Genomic DNA, 19,561 nt, shown 5'->3' with positions numbered 1-19,561 from the left:
CGTCACGCGGCGGGATCACTCCCACTCGATCGTGCCCGGGGGCTTGCTGGTGACGTCGAGCGTCACACGGTTGATCTCGCGGACCTCGTTGGTGATGCGGTTGGAGATCGTCGCGAGCACGTCATAGGGAACCCGGGCCCAGTCGGCGGTCATCGCGTCCTCACTGGTCACCGGGCGCAGGACGACCGGGTGACCGTAAGTGCGGCCGTCGCCCTGGACGCCGACGGAGCGGACGTCGGCGAGCAGCACCACCGGGCACTGCCAGATGTCGCGGTCCAGGCCGGCGCGGGACAGCTCCTCGCGGGCGATCGCGTCGGCCTCGCGCAGGATGTCCAGACGCTCGCGGGTGACCTCACCGATGATGCGGATGCCCAGGCCGGGGCCGGGGAAGGGCTGGCGCCACACCATCTCGGCGGGGAGGCCGAGCTCCTCGCCGACACGGCGCACCTCGTCCTTGAACAGCTCACGCAGCGGCTCGACGAGCTGGAACTGGAGGTCGTCGGGGAGCCCGCCGACGTTGTGGTGCGACTTGATGTTGGCCGTGCCGGTGCCACCGCCGGACTCGACGATGTCGGGGTAGAGCGTGCCCTGGACCAGGAACTCCACCGACTCGTCGGACTCACCCGCCTCGGCGACGACCTCGCGGGCCGCCTGTTCGAAGACCCGGATGAACTCGCGGCCGATGATCTTGCGCTTGTCCTCGGGGTCGGTGGCCCCTGCGAGCGCGTCGAGGAACCGCTCCTGGGCGTCCACGACCTTGAGGGAGACCCCGGTGGCGGCGACGAAGTCCTTCTCGACCTGCTCGGCCTCGCCCTTGCGCAACAGCCCGTGGTCGACGAAGACGCAGGTGAGCTGATCGCCCACGGCGCGCTGCACCAGGGCCGCCGCGACGGCGGAGTCGACACCGCCGCTCAGCCCGCAGATGACGCGCTTGGAGCCGACCTGGGCGCGGATCCGCTCGACCTGCTCCTCGACGATGTTGACCATCGTCCAGTTCGGACGGCAGCCCGCCCCCTCGTAGAGGAAGTGCCGCAGGACGGCCTGGCCGTGCTCGGAGTGCAGCACCTCGGGGTGGAACTGGACGCCGTAGAGGCCGCGCTCGGGGTTCTCGATCGCGGCGACCGGCGTGCCGGCGGTGCTGCCGATGACGCGGAAGCCCTCGGGCGCCTCGGCGACGGAGTCACCGTGCGACATCCACACCGACTGCTGCTCGGGCAGCCCCTTGAACAGCACGGTGTCGCCCACCACGTCCAGGCGGGTCCGCCCGAACTCCGAGTGGCCGGTCCTGGCGACCGCCCCCCCGAGGGACTGCACCATGGCCTGGAAGCCGTAGCAGATGCCGAACGTGGGCACGCCCGTCTCGAACAGCGCGCTGTCGGCCTGCGGAGCGCCCTCGGCGTAGACCGAGGAAGGCCCGCCCGACAGGATGATGGCCTTCGGTTTCTTGGCGAGCATCTCCTCGACCGGCATGGTCGAGGGGACGATCTCGCTGTAGACGTGGCATTCCCGGACCCGCCGCGCGATCAGCTGCGCGTACTGCGCGCCGAAGTCAACGACGAGAACGGTGTCGAACGTGCTGTCGGCAGCACCGGCAACGGACACGTATCGGCCCTTCCCGCAGGTAGATGTGGATCGTTCCCAGTCTAGGGCCTGTCACGCGGATGTTTTCGTCCCGCTTCGTCGCCTGGGAGGGGTCCGGCACGTTCGAGGGCGGTTTTGGCGGGCGACCGGCCCGCCGGAACCGCCCAACGGGGAACAACGGGTGACCGGGAACACGGCGGCGCCCGCGGAACCGGCGAGGCGGGTCCGCGGGCGCTCCCCGGGTTCAGCGGATGCGCAGTCGCATCATCAGCCGGGCACCTCGCGTCATGAGCATGGCGAGCGTCTCGCCGTTCATTCCCGGCGGCCCTCCCAGACCGACGTAGTGCTGGCTGGCGATGGCCTGGGCCTCGGTGTAGCGCAGCAGCCCCTCCTCGCCGTGGCGGCGCCCCAGCCCCGACCTCTTCATCCCGCCCATGGGCGCCCCGTAGCTGGCGAAAGCGGCGCCGTAGCCCTCGTTGATGTTGACGGTCCCGGCCTGGAGGCGCTCGGCCAGGCGGCGGCCACGGGCCACGTCGCGGGTCCAGACGCTCGCGTTGAGACCGTAGGGGGTGTCGTTGGCCCGTTCGACGGCCTCGTTCTCGTCTGCGAAGCGGTAGACCGACACGACCGGTCCGAACGTCTCCTCCGCGCACAGCGACATCGAGGGGTCGACATCGGCCAGGACCGTCGGCTCGTAGAACAACGGTCCGATGTCCGGACGGGCCCGGCCGCCCGCCACGACACGCGCCCCCTTCTCCCGCGCCTCCTCGACGTGGGCGACGACCCGGTCGAGTTGGCGCTGGTAGGTCAGCGACCCCATGTCGGCGCTGTAGTCCAGGGCCGTGTTGAGCGTCATGGCCTCCACGGCGCGGGCGAACCGCCCGACGAAGTCGTCGTAGACGGCCTCGTGCACGTAGAGACGTTCCATGGCGATGCACAGCTGGCCGGCGTTGCTGAAGCAGGCGCGCAGCGCCCCCTCGACGGTGCGTTCGAGGTCGGCGTCCTCGCACACGATCATCGGGTTCTTGCCGCCGAGCTCGGCGGAACAGCCGACCAGGCGGGCCGCCGCGCGCTGGGCGATGTGCGCGCCGACGGCCGAGGACCCGGTGAAGGCCACGTAGTCGGCGAGGTCGACGAGGGGGTCGCCGATCTCCTCGGGGTCCCCGACGACCGGTATCCACAGGTCCTCGGGCAGGCCGGCCTCGGTCAGCAGGTCGATGGCCCACAGCGCGCTCAGCGCGGTCTGGGTGTCGAACTTGGCGACGACCGCGTTGCCCGCGAGCAGCGCGGGGATCGCGTCGGCCACCGGCAGCGCCAACGGGTAGTTCCACGGTGTGATGACGCTGACGACGCCCTTGGGCTGACGGTTGATGTAGGTACGGGTGGCGCCGGGGATCGCGCCGATGCTGCGGCGCCGGGCGAGCATGCGCGGGGCCCGGCGGGCGTAGTAGAGGGTCCCGGCCGCGGCGTCGTAGGTCTCCTCGAAGGCGTGCCTGCGGGCTTTGCCGGTCTCCAGCTGGAGGATGTCGAGGATCTGGCGTTGACGTTCCAGCACGAGGTCGTGGAAGCGCTGGAAGGGGGCGACGCGGTCGCGTGGCGGGCGCGCAGCCCAGGAGCGCTGGGCCGCGCGAGCCCTCTCGAACGCGGTGGCGACGTCGCCGGCGGAGCTGAGGGGGATCTCGGCGAGCGGCTTTCCGGTGAAGGGCGCGGTGGTGGCGGCGGCGCGGCCGGACGTGCTCAGGACGTACCGGGTGAGCCGGGTGACCAGCGCGGGGTCGAGGGATGCGGTCTCCGCGGAGCCGGCGGGGCTCCTGGTGGCGTTACCCATGCCGGGAAGCTTAATCCCGGGGTCTCGAATTGACTACCCGCCGGTAACCACCGTGTGGCAGGCGTTGCCCCCCTGACCGAATCATCCCGGCCGCCGATTTTCCCATTCGGGGATGGACATCCGGACCGCGGGGAGCTTTTATTTCATTAGGCGTTGAATTATTTTCCGCTAGCCGCCTGGAGGCCGCGATGACGCGACACGAGACCACCACCTGCGCCATCGCCGGCGGCGGGCCCGCCGGCATCGTGCTCGGCCTGCTCCTCGCCCGCGCCGGGGTCGAGGTCGTCGTCCTGGAGAAGCACGCCGACTTCCTGCGTGACTTCCGCGGCGACACCGTCCACCCCTCCACCCTGGAACTCATGGACGAACTCGGCCTGGGCGAACGGCTGGAACACATCCCGCACTCCAAGATCCGGCGGATCGGCATCCAGGCCGGCCCCCAGGGCGCCATAGGCATCGACCTGAAAGGGATGCCCGGCGCCTACCAGCACGTCGCGATGATCCCCCAGTGGGATTTCCTCGACATGCTCGCCGACGAGGCACGGCGCCATCCGGAGTTCACCCTGCGCATGCGCTCCGAGGCCATCGGTCTCCTCGACGAGGACGGCGCCGTGCGCGGCGTGCGCTATCGCGACGCCGACGGCGAACACGAACTGCGGGCCACGCTCACCGTCGCCGCCGACGGACGGCGCTCCACCCTGCGCGTCGCGGCCGGGCTGACCGTGCGGGACCTCGGCGCCCCGATGGACGTGCTGTGGGTACGGGTCTCCCGCGCCCCCACCGACCCGACAGGGCTCCTCGGCCGGATCGGCACGGGGAACATGGCCGCGGCCATCGACCGGGGCACCTACTGGCAGATCGCCTACCTCATCCCCAAGGGGTCCTACCACTCGGTACGAGCGGCGGGCCTCCCCTCACTCCAGGAGGCCATCCGCCGGCTCCTGCCCTTCCTCGCCGAGCGGGTCGCCGAGATCGACTCCTGGGAACACGTCGCCTTCCTCGAGGTCGGCCTGGACCGGCTCGCCGACTGGTACCGGCCCGGCCTGCTGTGCATCGGCGACGCCGCGCACACGATGTCGCCGATCGGCGGCGTCGGCATCAACCTCGCGGTACAGGACGCGGTGGCGACGGCCAACCTGCTGGCCGTCCCCCTGCTACGCGCCCAGGAGGACCCCGACCGGTTCGCCCGGACCCTCAATCCCGCCCTGCTCGCCCGCGTCCAACGGCGTCGGCTCCTCCCGACCGCCGCGACCCAGGCGATCCAGCGGGCCCTGCAGAGGCGGATCATCGGCCGGGCCCTGGACCGCCGGCCGCGAATCCCTCCGGCGCTGCGCGCACTGCTCTCCAGCCCCGCGGGGGGAATGGTGGTGGGCCGGGTGATGATGTACGGCATCCGCCCCGAACACGTGCGCTCCCCCGGACGATCCGGCGCGCGGGAAGAACGGACGACGCGGGAGCCGGCGACGGCCGGCCCGCCTCTCCCGGGGCAGGGGGCCGCGTCACCGCCGGGGCGCGGACCGGATCAGCCCGCGTAACCGCGGGGATTGGCCGACTGCCAACGCCAGGCGTCCGCGCACGCCTGCTCGATCGTGCGTGTGCTCTTCCAGCCGAGGTCCCGCGCCGCCGCGGCCGGATCGGCGTAACAGGCGGCGATGTCGCCCGGGCGGCGGTCCACGACCTCGTAGGGGATGTCACGCCCCGACGCCCGCTCGAACGCGGCGATCGCCTCGAGAACCGACACCCCCTCGCCCGAACCGAGGTTGTAGGCCCGTGCCCCCGGCCGGTCGTCGACGTGCTCCAGCGCGGCGACGTGTCCCTGGGCCAGGTCGACGACGTGCAGGTAGTCGCGCACACCAGTGCCGTCAGGGGTGTCGTAGTCGTCCCCGAACACCAGGAGCCGGTCACGCCGGCCGGCGGCCACCTGGGCGATGTAGGGGAAGAGGTTGTTCGGGACGCCGGTCGGGTCCTCGCCGATCAGGCCGCTCTCGTGCGCGCCGACGGGATTGAAGTAGCGCAGGGAGACGACGCGCCATCGGGGGTCGGCCGCCGCGAGATCGGCCAGGATCTGCTCGGCGAACACCTTGGTCGCCCCGTAGGGGTTGACGGCCCGCAGCGGGGCGTCCTCGGGAACCGGGACGGTGTCGGGGTCGCCGTACACCGTCGCCGAGGAGGAGAACACCATCCTGCGGACCCCGTGCTCCTCCATGGCCTCGCACAGGGTCAGCAGCGCGTCGAGGTTGTTGCGGTAGTAACGCAGCGGCCGTTGCGTGGACTCGCCCACCGCCTTGAACGCGGCGCAGTGCACCACCGCGTCGATCCGATGCTCGGCGAACACCCGGGCCACCACCGCGGGGTCGGCGCAGTCGCCGGCGTGGAAGGGGATGGGACGACCGGTGATCCGCTCGATCCTGCGCACCGCCTCGGCGGAGGCGGAGTACAGGCCGTCGAGGAGGACGACATCGTGTCCGCGGGCCACGAGCTCCACCGCGATGTGCGTGCCGATGTAGCCGGCGCCTCCGGTGAGCAGGACGTTCACGGGCTCACCTCGTTCTCCAGGATCGGGGACGTCCGTTGCCGTTTCAGCCTAGGCCACGTCGAGATCCGCCCCGGTCAGGACCCCTGGACCGTGATACTCCCGTCGGCGCTGTCGATCTCGATGCTGGCACGCGCGTCCGGGTCGTGGGGCACGCCGATGTCGACCGCGCCGTCGGAACCGGTGGCGGTGACCGCATAGGGGCCCCCGTCGGCGGGGGTGCGGACGGTGACGTTGCCGTCGTTCGTGGAGACGGCCAGCCGGGAGAATTCGGCGTCCAGGGTGACGTCGACGTCGCCGTCGCGGGACGTGACCTCGATCTCGGACGAACGCACCACGTCGATGTCGACGTCACCGTCCGAGGTGACGATCTCGGCCCCTTCCGTCTCGCCGGCCAACCGCAGATCGCCGTCGGAGGCGTCGGCGACGACCTTGCCACGCGGGTCGTCGAGCGTGATGTCGCCGTCCGAGGAGACCACCTCGACGGAGGTGCCGTAGGGAACGGTCACCGTGTAGTCGATCTCGCACCAGTGCGGGTCGAACCGCGCTTCGCGGTGCGGACAGCCCTCGCCTCGGATCTCCAGCCGGCCGCCGCTCCCCTCGGTGATGGACTCGGTCGGGGGGTGGTCGCCGCGGTGGGTGAGGGTCCGGATCACCTGGACCTCGGTGACGTCGGCTCCGACGATGGTGGTGGACCCGTTCTTGTTGGTCAGGTGCAGCTTGGTGACGTCGGCGTAGGAGTCGTCACGTATCTCCTCGTGGATCTCGGCCGGTTCCGCCCCACACCCGGCGAGGGCGGACGCCCCCAACGACATGGTCAGCGCGATCGCGCCTCCGCGTACCACCGTCGCGGCCCGGCCTGTCACGTTGGACATTCCGCCTCCTGCCTTTCTCGTCTCGTCGATTCTCCCTGGTCATAGTGGTGGCCGCGATGTCCCTGGCACCTCGGTGTGAGGTGGTGCGTGCCCTACCTCGGACGTGGGGTCCCGCACCGCCGGAAGCATCAGGACGGCTCGGGGCCTGCGGAGCGGGACTGTAGAGCGAGGGCCGCGAACACGAGCGGGTGGACCCGCCACAGGGGTTCGCCGGCGGCGTGCCGGGCCAGGGCCTCCACCCCCAGCCGATGTCCCATCAGGGCCGGCCCCGCCGCGCGCCCCAGACCGCGCCGGCGCGCTGTGCCCGGTGGAGCGGGAGGGGAGGGATCGAGGCCGCGGTCGAGAAGGAGGTCGTCGGGTCCGCGCACCTCCAGCCCCGGCTGGACGAGCCCCTTACGGCCCTCGGCGAGGGCCCCGGCCAACGGTTTGACCACCATGCCCGCGCCTCCCGTGGTGACCAGGTCCCGCCACCACGCCGTGGCCGACGCAACGGCCCGCGGATCGACGAGGTCGACGGCGAGGTAGCGGGGGGCCCGCACCCGACCGCTGTGTTCGGCCAGCCGTTCGACAACGCCCATGTGCCACAGGTGGTCGCGGTCGGTGAGCGCGTTCCCTTCGACGGCGAGCACCGCGAACAGCGCGTAGCACAGTCCGGCCGTGCCGTCGGTGGGCCAGACGTGCCGCCGGTAGGCGGCACTGTAGGACTCGACGGCGGCGGCACGTTGCCGGACCCGGTCGGCCAGCGCCTCGACGTCCACGCCGCGGGCCGCGGCGGCGGCCAGCGCCTCGGCCGCGGCCGGGAGCGTGGCGCGGGCCACGACACCGGCCGAGGCGTGATGACGGATCTCCGCACCGGCGCGGAGCGACCAGGGAAGGAACTCTCCGTCCAACGCGACCCAGTCGGTGTCGAGCTCCTCCCACAGTCCGGCGGCCTCGATGCCGGCACGCAGCTCGGCCAGCACGGCCGCCTCGACCACCGGATCGGGGAAGAAGGGCTCGCCCCTGCGGGTGTAGACCGTGCCGGGCTCACCAGGGACGAAACGGCGGGCGGCGGCCGCGGAATCGCGACAGACGATGGCGACGGCCCGTGTCCCCTTGCGCGACTCCTGGCAGATGACCACGTCGATCCCCTGCTCCCGGTAGTGGTCGAACGCCTCATCGGGACGTTCGGGGAACATCGGATCGGGTGAGGCCGGCACGGTGACGGCGGGCGGCGGGAGATAGATCAGCCATCGGGGATCGACGGTGGACCAGCTGGCCGCCTCCAGGGCCGCCAGGACGTGACCCGCGGGGACCCGTACCGGACCGTGCGCGGTGTCGAGGGTGCCCCCCGGTGTTTCCGGACCGGCGAGCACGTCACCGATGTCGAGCAGCTCGGGGTCGCGGGGCGCCGGGGCGTCGTCGGCCCCCAGCGGCCGGACCGGTGGAGACCAGACGCGCCGGGCGGGGACGTCGACGAGCCGCCGCTCGGGGTAGCGCAGCGCGGTCAGGCGTCCCCCGAACACGCATCCGGTGTCCAGGCAGATGGTGTTGTTGACCCACCGGGCCCGGTCGGTGGGCACATGACCGTAGACGACGGCCGCGGCGCCGCGGTAGTCCTCGGCCCAGGGATGGCGCACCGGCAGACCGTACTCGTCGGTCTCGCCCGTGACCTGGCCGTACAGCGCGAACGCGCGCACCCGTCCCGACGAACGCCCGTGGTAGGCCTCCTTCAGCCCCGCGTGCGCGACGACGAGCCGACCGCCGTCGAGCATGTAGTGGTCGACCAGACCGGCGCAGAAGGACAGCACGCGGTCGCGGAACTCCTCGGGCTCGGCGCTGAGCTGCTCCAGGGTGGCGGCGAGGCCGTGGGCGACCTTGACTTTGCCTCCCTTGAGGGCCCTGAGCAGCTTGTCCTCGTGGTTGCCGCGGGTGCACAGGGCGTCGCCGGACTCGACCATCCCCATGACCAGCCGCAACACGCCGGGGGTGTCGGGCCCCCGGTCGACGAGGTCGCCGACGAACACCGCGGTGCGCCCCTCGGCGTGGCGCGCTCCGACCGCCCGTCCCGAGCCGTCGCGCTCAAGGGTGTAGCCGAGGCGGGTGAGCAGCTCCTCGAGTTCGGCGCGGCACCCGTGGACGTCGCCGATGATGTCGAAGGGGCCGGTGCGAGCGCGCTGGTCGTTGTCCAGGGGCCGCGTGCGGACCACCACGGAGTCGATCTCCTGAGGATCGCGCAGGACGTGGATCTCGTGGAAGCCCTCGCCTTCGAGGCCATTGCGCATCTGCCGGTACTGCCGGGAGAGCGCGGAGTCGGGCAGGGCGCGGTCGGCGCGCGCGGCGCCACGGTCGCGGACCAGCTGTTCGGGAGGGTCGAGGACGACCGCGACAGCCGGGAGGTCGTTGTCGGCGGCGATGCGCAGCAGCCTCTTGCGAGCCGAGGAGTCGACGTTGGTGGCGTCGACGACCGTGAGCAGGCCACGGCGTAGCCGCGTGTCGACGAGGTGGTGGAGCAGTCCGAAGGCGTCGGCGGTGGCGCTCTGGTCGTTCTCGTCATCGCTGACCATCCCCCGGCAGGAGTCCGAACCGACCACCTGGGTGGGGGCGAAGTTCCGGGCGGCGAAGGTGGACTTGCCCGAACCGGAGACGCCGACGAGCACCACCAGCCCCTTCGCCGGAACGACGAGCTCGCGTTCGGGGGTCATCGGGTGAACACTCCCATCTCCGTCCGTGCCGTGTCCGGTCCTTCGAAGCCCGCGGGGGCGAGACGGAGGCGGTAGCCCCGCCGTGCGGCCACGCCGCCGGCCCAGTCGCGGAACCACCCGGTGGCCCGTCCGGGGGAGCGGACACCCGTGGCGACGGGGTTCCGATGATCGCCGGGACCCCCTTGCGGGAGGACCACGACGACGCGGGGGGCGGCGTGGCCGAACACGACGTGTTCCAGGGCCGCCAACCGGGAGGGGAGGACGTGGCCCACACCGCTGAGGACAGCGGCGTCGTAGCCGAGGAAGCGCGGGTCGCGGTAGAACGGGGAGCCCGTGAACAGCTCCAACCGTCCTCGCCCGTGGCCGGAGGCGGGGTCGACGCCGAGGAGGCGCGCGGCCGTGCCGACGTTGCCCGCGCGGGAGTCGGTCCCGGCGACCCGTTCGAAGGCGGGGTCGGCCAGGAGACGGCCGAGAAGCTCCCCCTGACCGCAGCACAGGTCGATCACGCTGGTCGCCCCCTCGGCTCTGAGCGCCGCGACGACCGCGAGCGCCCGCAGCCCGGCGGCGAGGCCCGTGGCAGCCGGGTCCGCCCCGGACGGCCCGGGCGTCATGGCGGTACGCGACCGCCCACGCCGGTCGAGGTAGCGGCCGATGATGAGGTCGCGGTCGGGGTGGGCGGCAAGCCGGCCGGCCTGCGCCCGCAGCAGCGGTTCGACCAGGTCGTCGGTCATCCCATGGCCTTCGACGGGATCGAGCACCGGAAGCAGGAGGCGTAGGTGCCCCAGCGCGTCGGCGAGCCGTTGCTCTCCTGTCAGGGTCAGCGAGGCGTGGTGGGAGTCGCCCCAGCCGGGCAGGCCCGGGTCGAGGGGCAGCGGAGCCGTCTCGGCCCGCCACCCGAGGGGTTCGAACAGCCTGCGTGGTTCCGTCGGATCCCCGTGGCAGGAGACCGCGGGAAGGCTCACCACCAGGGGGAGCCGTTCCCTGGCAAGGTCCGGCGCGTCCGCGCACCGTCCTTCGAGGGCGGCGTGGAAGACGTCGCCGAGAGCCGTGGCCAGCAGCGAGGACACGGTGTGGGGGTGCCGGCCGGAGCGACGCGCGGGACCCGCGTCCGCGCGCGCGGTGGGCCGGGGGGAGTCGACGTCGAGCAGCAGGGCGGCCGTGCAGCGGTCGGGGGTGGACTCGGGGAAGAAGACGTGGACGTTGCCATAGGGGCGAACCCACCTGAGCACCCGGCCGGGGTCGGCCCCGAGGAGGAGACCGAGATCGGTGGCCGGGCGGCGCGTGGTGGTGATCGTCAGGAACACGACCTCAGTCTGGCGGAACGGCGGACGCGGTTCGAGGGCTTTTTCCGGCCTGTGGACGGTGGCCGGAGGAGGCCAGGACCTTCGGCGGTCTCACGGAGTCGGACGGCGGCGCACGGCCGCGGGCCCGTTCCGGCCGGGAGAAACGCGGGGATCGGCCCGGACCCCCTGGGGCGGTGCGTCACGCCCGTCCCACCGGTGTCGCCTCTTCACGGTGGTGGTCCGCCACCTGGAAGACCGGTTTCCGCGATTGATGAAATATCCTCTCTTGGCGGTCGGGCCGCGGTTTCTCAGATCACGACGGGAATCTCCGTCGACGCGCGGGCCGGCCATTCGCGGCGTCGATCGGACGTCCCCGAACAGACACGTGGAGGTTCAATGCGCGTCGACGTCAGCCGCATCGTCGACGGGGACGCCCTGGAACTGGAACTCCTCGACCGAACGGCCGAAGACGCCCACCTGCTCCTTCTCCCGACGGGCAAGAACAAGGGGGTCGTCGAGGCGATCCCCCTCCCCCTCGACATCAAGGACGGCACGGCCCACGCCGATCTGGCCCGGGCGGAGATCCCCCCGGGAACATGGGTCGTCCGTTGGGTCGAAGCCGGTAAGAAGAGACCCATCATCACCTCGGACCCCTGCTACGACGTCGCCGAGGTCGCACGGGCGCTGTCCCGCCCCGCGGGCAGGCGCCACCTGCCCCTGAGGACCTCCGACGGGCGGCTGCGCATCCAGGTCCGCCAGACCAGGCCCTACGCCCGGATCGAACGGGTCGACGTCGCCGAATCCGAGATCACCCTCGCCGGGATCCTCGCCTACGGCCCCGCCCTCCGCGGCCCGGCCGAACTCGTCGCCCGCCAACGAGGGCTGAGCGGAGAACTCCGCGTTCCCGCGACCGTCGACGGATCCCGGTTCGGGGTCACCGTCCCCCTGGCGCCGCTGGCCGACGCCCACGTCCTCGAACGCCCCCACAACGAATGGGACCTGACCCTCGTCCTCCCCGACAGCGGCACGGACCTGCACGTGGGAACCCATGACGACGACATCGTCGGCCGCAAGGGACGGTTCAGCTATCCGGAGGTCCTCGTGGAGTCGGCCTCCGGCCGCCTACGCGTCCGGCCCTACTACACCGTAAAAGACCACCTGGCGATCCTCGCCGTCGCCAACAGTCCCGCAGAGGCACCGGCATGAAGATCGCATTCCTGATCGCCAACGTCTACGGCATGGGCGGCACGATCCGGGCCACCACCAACCTCGCCAACGGACTGATCCGACGACACGAGGTCGAGATCGTCAGCATGGCCAGGGGAGCCTCCGAGCCCTTCTTCCGGATCGATCCGCAGGTGCGGCTGCGCGACCTCACCCACGGCCGGGGCTGGAAGGAGCGCCCCGAGCCGGACGCCGAGACCCAACGGCTGGAGACGCTGCCGGCCGAGCATGTCCCACCGGACGAGGCCGCTCGCGACACGGTGTTCAACGCCCTGTCGGAGCGGGCCCTGCGGGACTATCTCGCGAACACCGACGCCGACGTCGTCGTCGCCACCCGCCCCGGCCTGAACTCCCTGCTCGCGCTGTTCGGGACGGGGAAGTACGTGCGGATCGGCCAGGAGCACCTCAATCTCGGACAGCAGCCAAAGGACGTGCTCGCCCACATCCGCGACCTCCACGTCCGGCTGGACGGGCTGACCGTCCTCACCGACTCCGACCGCCGTGACTACGCCCGGTTCCTCGGCCGTCCCGAGTCCGATCCGTGGCTGTTCACCATGCCCAACGCGATGCCCGAGGGGCCCTACGCCCGTTCCCGGCTGACCAACCCGATCATCGCCGCGGCGGGACGCCTCATCCCGGTGAAGCAGTACCCCAAGCTGGTGCGGGCGTTCGCGGCCGTCGCCGAGAAGCACCCCGACTGGCAGCTGCGGATCTACGGAAGCGGACAGGACGCCGCGCGGATCCGCTCGACGATCACCGAGCACGGGCTCAACAACCATGTCGTGTTGATGGGGCGGGCCGCCCAGACCGCGGCCGAGTTCGCCAAGGCGTCGATCGTCGTGTGCAGTTCCAAGCAGGAGGGGCTGTCGATGGTGATCCTGGAGGGGTTCGCCGTCGGGGTGCCCGTTGTCAGCTTCGACTGCCCCCACGGCCCCCGGGAGCTGATCGACCACGAGCGCACCGGTCTGCTCGTGGCCGACCAGGACGTCGACGCGCTGGCCGCGGGGATGCTCCGGCTGGTCGAGGACGAGGAGGAGCGTCGGCGCATGGGCGCGGCGGCCGTGGAGACGGCCCGGCGCTACCACGTCGAGACGATCGTGGAACGTTGGGAGACCTACCTCGCCCCGCTCCTGGCCCGGACCGCCAAGCGTTCGGGACTGCGCCGCTTCCTCCCCTGGTGACCGGGGCCCGGGTCGGCGCGTCATCACCTGGGAGGTGACCGCCGATCCGGCGGCCCCCACAGCGCGAGCACGGGGTGGGGCGTCACCGTCGCCCCGCCCGGACGAGGCCATCGGTCGGGGCCGGCGGCCCGGCAGGCCCTCTCGCGGGCCGCGCGCTGCGCCGCAGGCCGTCGATCAGGACGGGGCCCGCTCCAAGGGGAGGAGGGACGCGGCGGCGCCGCGCCCCGGCCACACCGCCCGCCCGACGCCCGGGAGACGCGACGGTCCACGGGACCTCGGGAAAGGCGGTCGACGGTCGCCTCCTTGGGCGGGATCCCACCGTGGACACCGCCCGCGGTGGCGGTGATCGATCCGCCGGGGAGCGTCGAAGTGGACGCGCTCGCCGCCGTCGACCGGCAGCGTCCGGCCCTCCTCGTGCGCGGCCCCGCGCCGAGCGCCCTGGTGGCGGCCTGCGTCGCGGCCGTCTCCGGACATGCCTCCTTCCCGCTTCCGGGGAACCCCCACCCCGAGAGGGTTCCCCGGCCACAGGTGCGCCCCGGGCCCCACCACGGTCCGCGGTGGGCCGGCCGCCCGTCGAGCACGCCACGCGACACAGCGGGGCACCGCGCGGTCCCGACGAGGACACCGGAATCCGGCCGTCGCCGTCAGCGCGACATCGACCGCGCCTGGGGGACGATGTCGGGCGCGCCGTGCTGAACGGCGTCGGCCTCGTGGTCGCTGTCCTGCTCCTGCGCGGCCCGCTCGGCCTCGATGCGCTTGCGGTAGTACTCGACCTCGCGGGCGACCTGCTCGGCGTCCCATCCGAGCGTGTCGGCCATCAGCTCCGCGGCCTCCTCGGCGACGGCCAGGCCCCGGTCCCACGTCTCGATGGACACGTGGGTGCGCCGCGACAGCACGTCGTCGAGATGGCGCGCGCCCTCGAAGCGCACCGCGTAGACCACCTCGGCGCGCAGGTAGTCGTCGGCCCCCGTCAGCGGCTCCCTCAGGTCGGGCCGCTCCCGCATCAGCTCCATGACCTCGTGGATCAGCGAACCGTAGCGGCGCAGCAGGTGCTGGATCCGGGAGACGTGCACACCCGACACCCGGGCCAGCGTGTGCCGCTGGTTCCACAGCGCCGCGTACCCCTCGGCCCCCACGAGCGGGACCCGGTCGGTGACCGACTTCGGCACGCCGCCCCCCAGACCGTGGGCGACCGCGTCGACCGCGTCCTTGGCCATGACCCGGTAGGTGGTGTACTTCCCCCCGGCGATGAGGACCAGCCCCGGCACAGGGTGGGCGACGGTGTGCTCCCGGGACAGTTTGGAGGTCTCGTCGGACTCCCCCGACAGCAGCGGGCGCAGCCCCGCGTACACCCCTTCCACGTCGTCCCGGCTGAGCGGGACCCGCAGCACCTGGTTGACGTGGTCGAGGATGTAGTCGATGTCGGTGCGGCTGGCCGCGGGGTGGGCCTTGTCCAGGTCCCAGGCGGTGTCGGTGGTGCCGATGATCCAGTGACGGCCCCAGGGGATGACGAACAGGACGCTCTTCTCGGTGCGCAGGATCAGCCCCGAGGACGCCTGGATCCGGTCACGCGGCACGACGAGGTGGATGCCCTTGGAGGCGCGGACGTGGATCTGGCCGCGACCGCCCACCATCTCCTGGATGTCGTCGGTCCACACCCCGGCCGCGTTGACCACCTGCTTGGCCCGGATCTCGAACTCGCCGCCGCCCTCCAGGTCCACGACCCGCGCGCCGGTGACGTGCTCGCCCTCCCGCAGGAACCCGACCGCCTGTACCCGTGAGGCGATCCGCGCCCCGTAGGTGGCGGCGGTGCGCAGCAACATGACGACGTAACGGGCATCGTCGACCTGGGCGTCCCAGTACTGCACGGCGCCGACCAGCGCGTCGCGCCGCAGCGCGGGGAAGACCCGCAGCGCCCCGCCACGGGAGAGGTGGCGGTGGTGGGGCAGCCCACGGGAGGTTCCCATGGACGTGGAGAGGGTGTCGTAGAGGGTGACGCCCGCGCCGACGTAGGCCCGCTCCCACAGATGGTGGCGGAGCGGGTAGAGGAAGGGGACCGGGCGGACCAGGTGGGGGGCGATGCGCTGGAGGAGCAGCCCTCTCTCGGTGAGCGCCTCGCGGACCAGCTCGAAGTCCTTCTGCTCCAGATAGCGAAGACCGCCGTGGATCAGCTTGCTCGACCTGCTGGAGGTGCCGGAGGCGAAGTCGCGCGCCTCCACCAGTCCCACGGACAACCCCCGCGAGACCGCGTCCAGCGCCACTCCCGCGCCCACGATCCCGCCCCCCACGACGAGGACGTCGAGTTCGTCAGTGGCCATGTGCGCGAGCGCTTCGGCTCGTTCCTCGGGGCCCATCCGCGCTGCCGTCATCTCACGCCTTTCCGATACGGGTACCTATCAGGCGATTACCCGATTCTCGCCGGGGCCATCAGGCTATACCGCTGAGTAATCGCCCACTCCCGTGCCGCCTTCAGCGTGTCAGTCCCCTTCGGTGGCGCGGCTCGCCGCGTCGGCGTAGGAGTTCGCGGCGTCCAGGACGTCCCCGCCGTACTCCTCGGACTGGTTGTAGGACAGGATCGCCTCCCACCATCCGCCGCTCTCGGTGAGGACGCGGCGCTCGGCGCACAGGTAGCGGGCCGCGGCCAGGGCGGTGTCGTCGATGTCGTGCGGGTCGGCGACGCCGTCACCGTCGCCGTCGGCCCCCCACCGCGCCCAGGTCGTGGGGATGAACTGCATCGGCCCGACCGCCCGGTCCCAGACGGTGTCCCCGTCGAGCTCGCCTCCGTCGGTGTCGCGGATGACGGCGGTGTTGTTCTCCCCGTTGAGGGGGATGCCGATGATCTCGACGGTGGTGCGGCCGTCGGGACCGATCTCGCCACCGGCGTAGGTTCCGTGGACGGACTCCACCAGTCCGATGCCCGCCAGGGTGGGCCAGGACACCTGGCAGGAGGGCTGCTCCTCCATGAGCGTCAGCTGGGCCGCGGCATAGGCCTGGAGGGCTCTGCGCGGCACCCCGGTGTACTCGGAGACGCGGTCCAGCCAGACGGGGCTGATCTCCTCGGCCACGGAGCGGGGTTCGGGAGAGGGACGGGAGTCGGCCGTCGTCTCGCCCTCGGAGGGGCCCGCGGCGAAGACCCCCTCCTCGGAGCCGGTCACCGTGTCGACGTGGCCGCCCTGGTCGCGGGGGCCGGGGGGCATCACGTCGGGGGCAGCCGAGCCCACCACGTGGACGACGGTTCCGGCGACGGCGCCGGTCACACCGAGGGTGGCCAGCACCGCCGCGGAGGCGGCGAGCGCCGGCTTCCAGGAGGCGGGGACGCGCCCGGGGGCGCGGGCGGCCTCGGAGCGCGGGGTTTCCTGTTGTGTGTCGCCGCCTGTGGTGGGGGTGGGGGGCAGGGTCACGGACACCTCACTCGTTAACACAAGAGGCAGGATCGCGGCCAACGGGAGAACAAATTACTTCACGTACGCGATCCCGCACAGATCAGTCTCGAATTCAGGCCCTGGGGTGGGGCCCGGCCGGGACCAACGCGAAGGGCACCCCCCGCCGGACGGCGAGGAGTGCCCGAAACGGTCCTGCGGGACTCAGTGTGGCGCCACCACGACCTCGACCCGCTGGAACTCCTTCAGGTCGGTGTAGCCGGAGGTGGCCATGGTGCGCCGCAGGGCACCCATGAGGTTCATCGAGCCGTCGCTGGTGGAGGCGGGCCCGTGCAGGATCTCGGCGAGCGTGCCGATCGTGCCGACGGCGAGCCGCTCGCCGCGCGGCAGCTCGCTGTGGTGCGCCTCGCTGCCCCAGTGGTAACCGAAGCCGGGCGCCTCCTGGGCGCGGGCCAACGGCGAGCCGACCATGACGGCGTCGGCCCCGCAGGCCAGGGCCTTGGCGATGTCGCCGCTGTGCGTCATCCCACCGTCGGCGATGACGTGGACATAACGCCCACCGGACTCGTCGAGGTAGTCGCGGCGGGCCGCGGCGACGTCACCGATCGCGCTGGCCATCGGCACGGCGACTCCCAGGACGCTGCGCGTGGTGTGCCCGGAACCGCCCCCGAAACCGACGAGGACGCCGGCCGCGCCGGTGCGCATGAGGTGCAGCGCGGCGGTGTAGGTGGCGCACCCGCCGACGACGACCGGGACGTCCAGGTCGTAGATGAACTGCTTGAGGTTGAGCGGCTCGGCGCGGCCGGAGACGTGCTCGGCCGAGACCGTGGTGCCGCGGATGACGAAGATGTCCACGCCGGCGTCGATGACGGCCTTGTGGTACTGGGCCGTGCGCTGCGGCGACAGCCGCGCGGCGGTGACCACCCCCGCGCGACGCACCTCCTCGATACGCCGGCCGATCAGCTCCTCCTGGATGGGGGCGGCGTAGATCTCCTGGAGCCGCCGGGTGGCCGCGACGTCGTCGAGTTCGCGGATCTCGGCCAGCAGCGGCTCGGGATCCTCGTAACGCGTCCACAGACCTTCGAGGTCGAGCACGCCCAGACCGCCGAGACGGCCGATCTCGACGGCGGTCTTCGGCGAGACGACACTGTCCATCGGGCTGACCATGAGCGGTGTCTCGAACCGATAGGCGTCGATCTGCCACGCGATGGACACCTCTTCGGGGTCGCGCGTGCGGCGGGCCGGCACGATCCCGATCTCGTCGAGCTCATAGGCCCGACGCCCGTTCTTGCCCAGCCCGATCTCCACCTGAGCCAACGCTTCGATCCCCTCTCATCCTTCCCGCGCGGTCACCGTTGGGTGCCGCAGCGGCGAGTCTACCCCCGGACCAGCGCCGACCTGCGGGCCGCAGGCCCCCGACGGCGGTGAGACCGCCGGGGACCCCCTCCCTTGGGCGGGCGCCTACGGTCCGGCTAGCGGCGGCCGTGGTAGTTGGGCGCCTCGACCGTCATCTGGATGTCGTGCGGGTGGCTCTCCTTGAGCCCCGCCGAGGTGATCTGCATGAGCTGGCCACGCTCGCGCAACTCGTCCACGGTGCGGGCACCCGCGTACCACATGGACTGGCGCAGGCCGCCGACGAGCTGGTGGGCCACCGCCGCGAGCGGTCCACGGAAGGGGACCTGCCCCTCGATGCCCTCGGGGATCAGCTTCTCCTCGGTGGTGACATCGGCCTGGGAGTAGCGGTCCTTGGAGAAGGAACGGCCGCGCATCGCGCCGAGGGAGCCCATGCCGCGGTAGGACTTGAACTGCTTGCCGTTGATGAAGATGAGTTCGCCGGGACTCTCCTCGACACCGGCCAGGAGGCTGCCGAGCATGACCGTGCTCGCACCGGCCACGATCGCCTTGGCGATGTCGCCGGAGTACTGGAGACCGCCGTCGGCGATGACCGGCACGCCCGCGGGACCGGCCGCCTTGGCCGCCTCGAACACGGCGGTGACCTGCGGCGCGCCGACACCGGCGATGACACGGGTCGTGCAGATGGAGCCCGGGCCGACCCCCACCTTCACGGCGTCGGCGCCGGCGTCGATGAGAGCCTGCGCGGCGGCGCGGGTGGCGATGTTGCCGGCGATGACGTCGGCGCGGGTGTTGGCCTTCAGCTTGGCGACCATCTCCAGCACGCCCGCGGAGTGGCCGTGCGCGGTGTCGACGACGATGAAGTCGGCGCCGGCCTCGACCAGGGCGCGCGCCCGCGACTCGGCGTCGGGCCCCACCCCGACGGCGGCGCCGACGACCAGGCGGCCCTCGGCGTCCTTGGTCGCGTCGGGGAACTGCTCGCTCTTGGTGAAGTCCTTGACGGTGATGAGGCCGCGAAGCCGTCCCTGGTCGTCGACCAACGGCAGCTTCTCGATCTTGTTGGCCCGCAGCAGGGCGAACGCCTCGTCACGCGAGACCCCCACCGGGGCGGTGACGAGCGGCATCGGGGTCATGACGTCGCGCACCTTGCGGCCGCGGTCGTCCTCGAACCGCATGTCGCGGTTGGTGACGATGCCCACGAGACGCCCGTCGGCGTCGGTGACCGGGGCGCCGGAGATGCGGTAGTGGGCGCTGAGCTTCTCGACGTCGGCGAGCGTGTCGTCGGGGCTACAGGTGACCGGCGCGGTGATCATCCCGGCCTCGGACCGCTTCACCAGGTCGACCTGCGCCGCCTGGTCCTCCGTGGAGAGGTTGCGGTGCAGGACGCCGACACCGCCCTGGCGGGCCATGGCGACGGCCATCCGCGCCTCGGTGACGGTGTCCATGGCCGCGGAGATCAACGGCACGCGCAGCGTGATGTTGCGTGAGAGACGGGTCGTGGTGTCGGCCTCGCCCGGCTGGAGGTCGGAGTAGGCCGGAACCAGCAGGACGTCGTCATAGGTCAGGCCGGGCGGCAGGATCTTGCCGGTCGTCTCTGATGGGTTCAAGGTCATGAACACTCCCCCGGCGCGAGAACCCG

At 71.9% G+C, this 19,561-nt stretch carries 13 protein-coding genes; 3 read left to right on the top strand and 10 right to left on the bottom strand.

Translation table 11 applies throughout. The features are described 5' to 3' along the window. Positions 1-15: 15 nt before the first annotated feature. Both guaA and ACYVHU_RS17115 read right to left on the bottom strand, forming a co-directional pair. Complete coding sequence (gene guaA, locus ACYVHU_RS17120; protein ID WP_078764137.1) at positions 16-1,602, bottom strand: glutamine-hydrolyzing GMP synthase; 1,587 nt, start codon at positions 1,600-1,602, stop codon at positions 16-18. 223 nt (positions 1,603-1,825) lie between these two features. Beyond that, complete coding sequence (locus tag ACYVHU_RS17115) at positions 1,826-3,409, bottom strand: succinic semialdehyde dehydrogenase (protein WP_432937013.1); 1,584 nt, start codon at positions 3,407-3,409, stop codon at positions 1,826-1,828. A 188-nt stretch (positions 3,410-3,597) separates the two neighbouring features. Between ACYVHU_RS17115 and ACYVHU_RS17110 the strand changes: the two genes are divergently transcribed. Continuing rightward, a complete protein-coding gene (locus ACYVHU_RS17110; RefSeq protein WP_078764139.1) occupies positions 3,598-4,944 on the top strand; it encodes an FAD-dependent oxidoreductase in 1,347 nt (448 codons plus the stop codon). On the opposite strand, the gene galE is transcribed toward ACYVHU_RS17110, so the two are convergent. The 4 genes from galE to ACYVHU_RS17090 all read right to left on the bottom strand — a co-directional run bounded on the left by galE (position 4,932) and on the right by ACYVHU_RS17090 (position 10,805). Next, positions 4,932-5,945: a UDP-glucose 4-epimerase GalE gene (gene galE / locus ACYVHU_RS17105; protein WP_078764140.1), complete on the bottom strand. Its 1,014-nt coding sequence runs from the start codon at positions 5,943-5,945 to the stop codon at positions 4,932-4,934. The two genes, ACYVHU_RS17110 and galE, sit on opposite strands and share 13 nt — an antisense overlap. 74 nt (positions 5,946-6,019) lie before the next feature. Continuing rightward, on the bottom strand, positions 6,020-6,817 hold the full coding sequence (locus tag ACYVHU_RS17100) for a DUF4097 family beta strand repeat-containing protein (protein WP_078764141.1): 798 nt from the start codon (positions 6,815-6,817) through the stop codon (positions 6,020-6,022). A gap of 128 nt (positions 6,818-6,945) precedes the next feature. Then, positions 6,946-9,501, bottom strand: a complete 2,556-nt coding sequence (locus tag ACYVHU_RS17095; protein ID WP_498948975.1) for a polynucleotide kinase-phosphatase — start codon at positions 9,499-9,501, stop codon at positions 6,946-6,948. Next, entirely contained in the window at positions 9,498-10,805 is a 1,308-nt protein-coding gene (locus tag ACYVHU_RS17090) for a hypothetical protein (RefSeq protein WP_078764143.1), read from the bottom strand. The genes ACYVHU_RS17095 and ACYVHU_RS17090 overlap by 4 nt, the downstream gene beginning before the upstream one ends. Positions 10,806-11,180: 375 nt before the next feature. On the opposite strand from ACYVHU_RS17090, the gene ACYVHU_RS17085 reads away from it, so the two are divergent. Beyond that, positions 11,181-11,990 carry a hypothetical protein gene (locus ACYVHU_RS17085; RefSeq protein ID WP_498948974.1) on the top strand — a complete coding sequence of 270 codons (810 nt, stop codon included), beginning with the start codon at positions 11,181-11,183 and terminating at the stop codon, positions 11,988-11,990. Further along, a complete protein-coding gene (locus ACYVHU_RS17080; RefSeq protein ID WP_078764145.1) occupies positions 11,987-13,189 on the top strand; it encodes a glycosyltransferase family 4 protein in 1,203 nt (400 codons plus the stop codon). Before ACYVHU_RS17085 ends, ACYVHU_RS17080 begins: the two co-directional genes overlap by 4 nt. Positions 13,190-13,833: 644 nt before the next feature. Here the strand turns inward: ACYVHU_RS17080 and ACYVHU_RS17075 are convergent. The 4 genes from ACYVHU_RS17075 to guaB form a co-directional block, all read right to left on the bottom strand. Beyond that, positions 13,834-15,558, bottom strand: coding sequence for a glycerol-3-phosphate dehydrogenase/oxidase (locus tag ACYVHU_RS17075; RefSeq protein WP_078764146.1), 1,725 nt, complete (start codon positions 15,556-15,558; stop codon positions 13,834-13,836). A 108-nt stretch (positions 15,559-15,666) separates the two neighbouring features. Beyond that, positions 15,667-16,590 carry a lytic transglycosylase domain-containing protein gene (locus ACYVHU_RS17070; protein ID WP_235001207.1) on the bottom strand — a complete coding sequence of 308 codons (924 nt, stop codon included), beginning with the start codon at positions 16,588-16,590 and terminating at the stop codon, positions 15,667-15,669. Between the two features lie 183 nt (positions 16,591-16,773). Next, entirely contained in the window at positions 16,774-17,877 is a 1,104-nt protein-coding gene (locus tag ACYVHU_RS17065) for a GuaB3 family IMP dehydrogenase-related protein (RefSeq protein ID WP_078764147.1), read from the bottom strand. A 164-nt stretch (positions 17,878-18,041) separates the two neighbouring features. Beyond that, positions 18,042-19,535: an IMP dehydrogenase gene (gene guaB, locus ACYVHU_RS17060; protein WP_078764148.1), complete on the bottom strand. Its 1,494-nt coding sequence runs from the start codon at positions 19,533-19,535 to the stop codon at positions 18,042-18,044. Positions 19,536-19,561 lie beyond the last annotated feature (26 nt).

Source organism: Marinactinospora endophytica, assembly GCF_054780875.1.
This window is presented reverse-complemented; position numbering and strand designations above follow the sequence as displayed.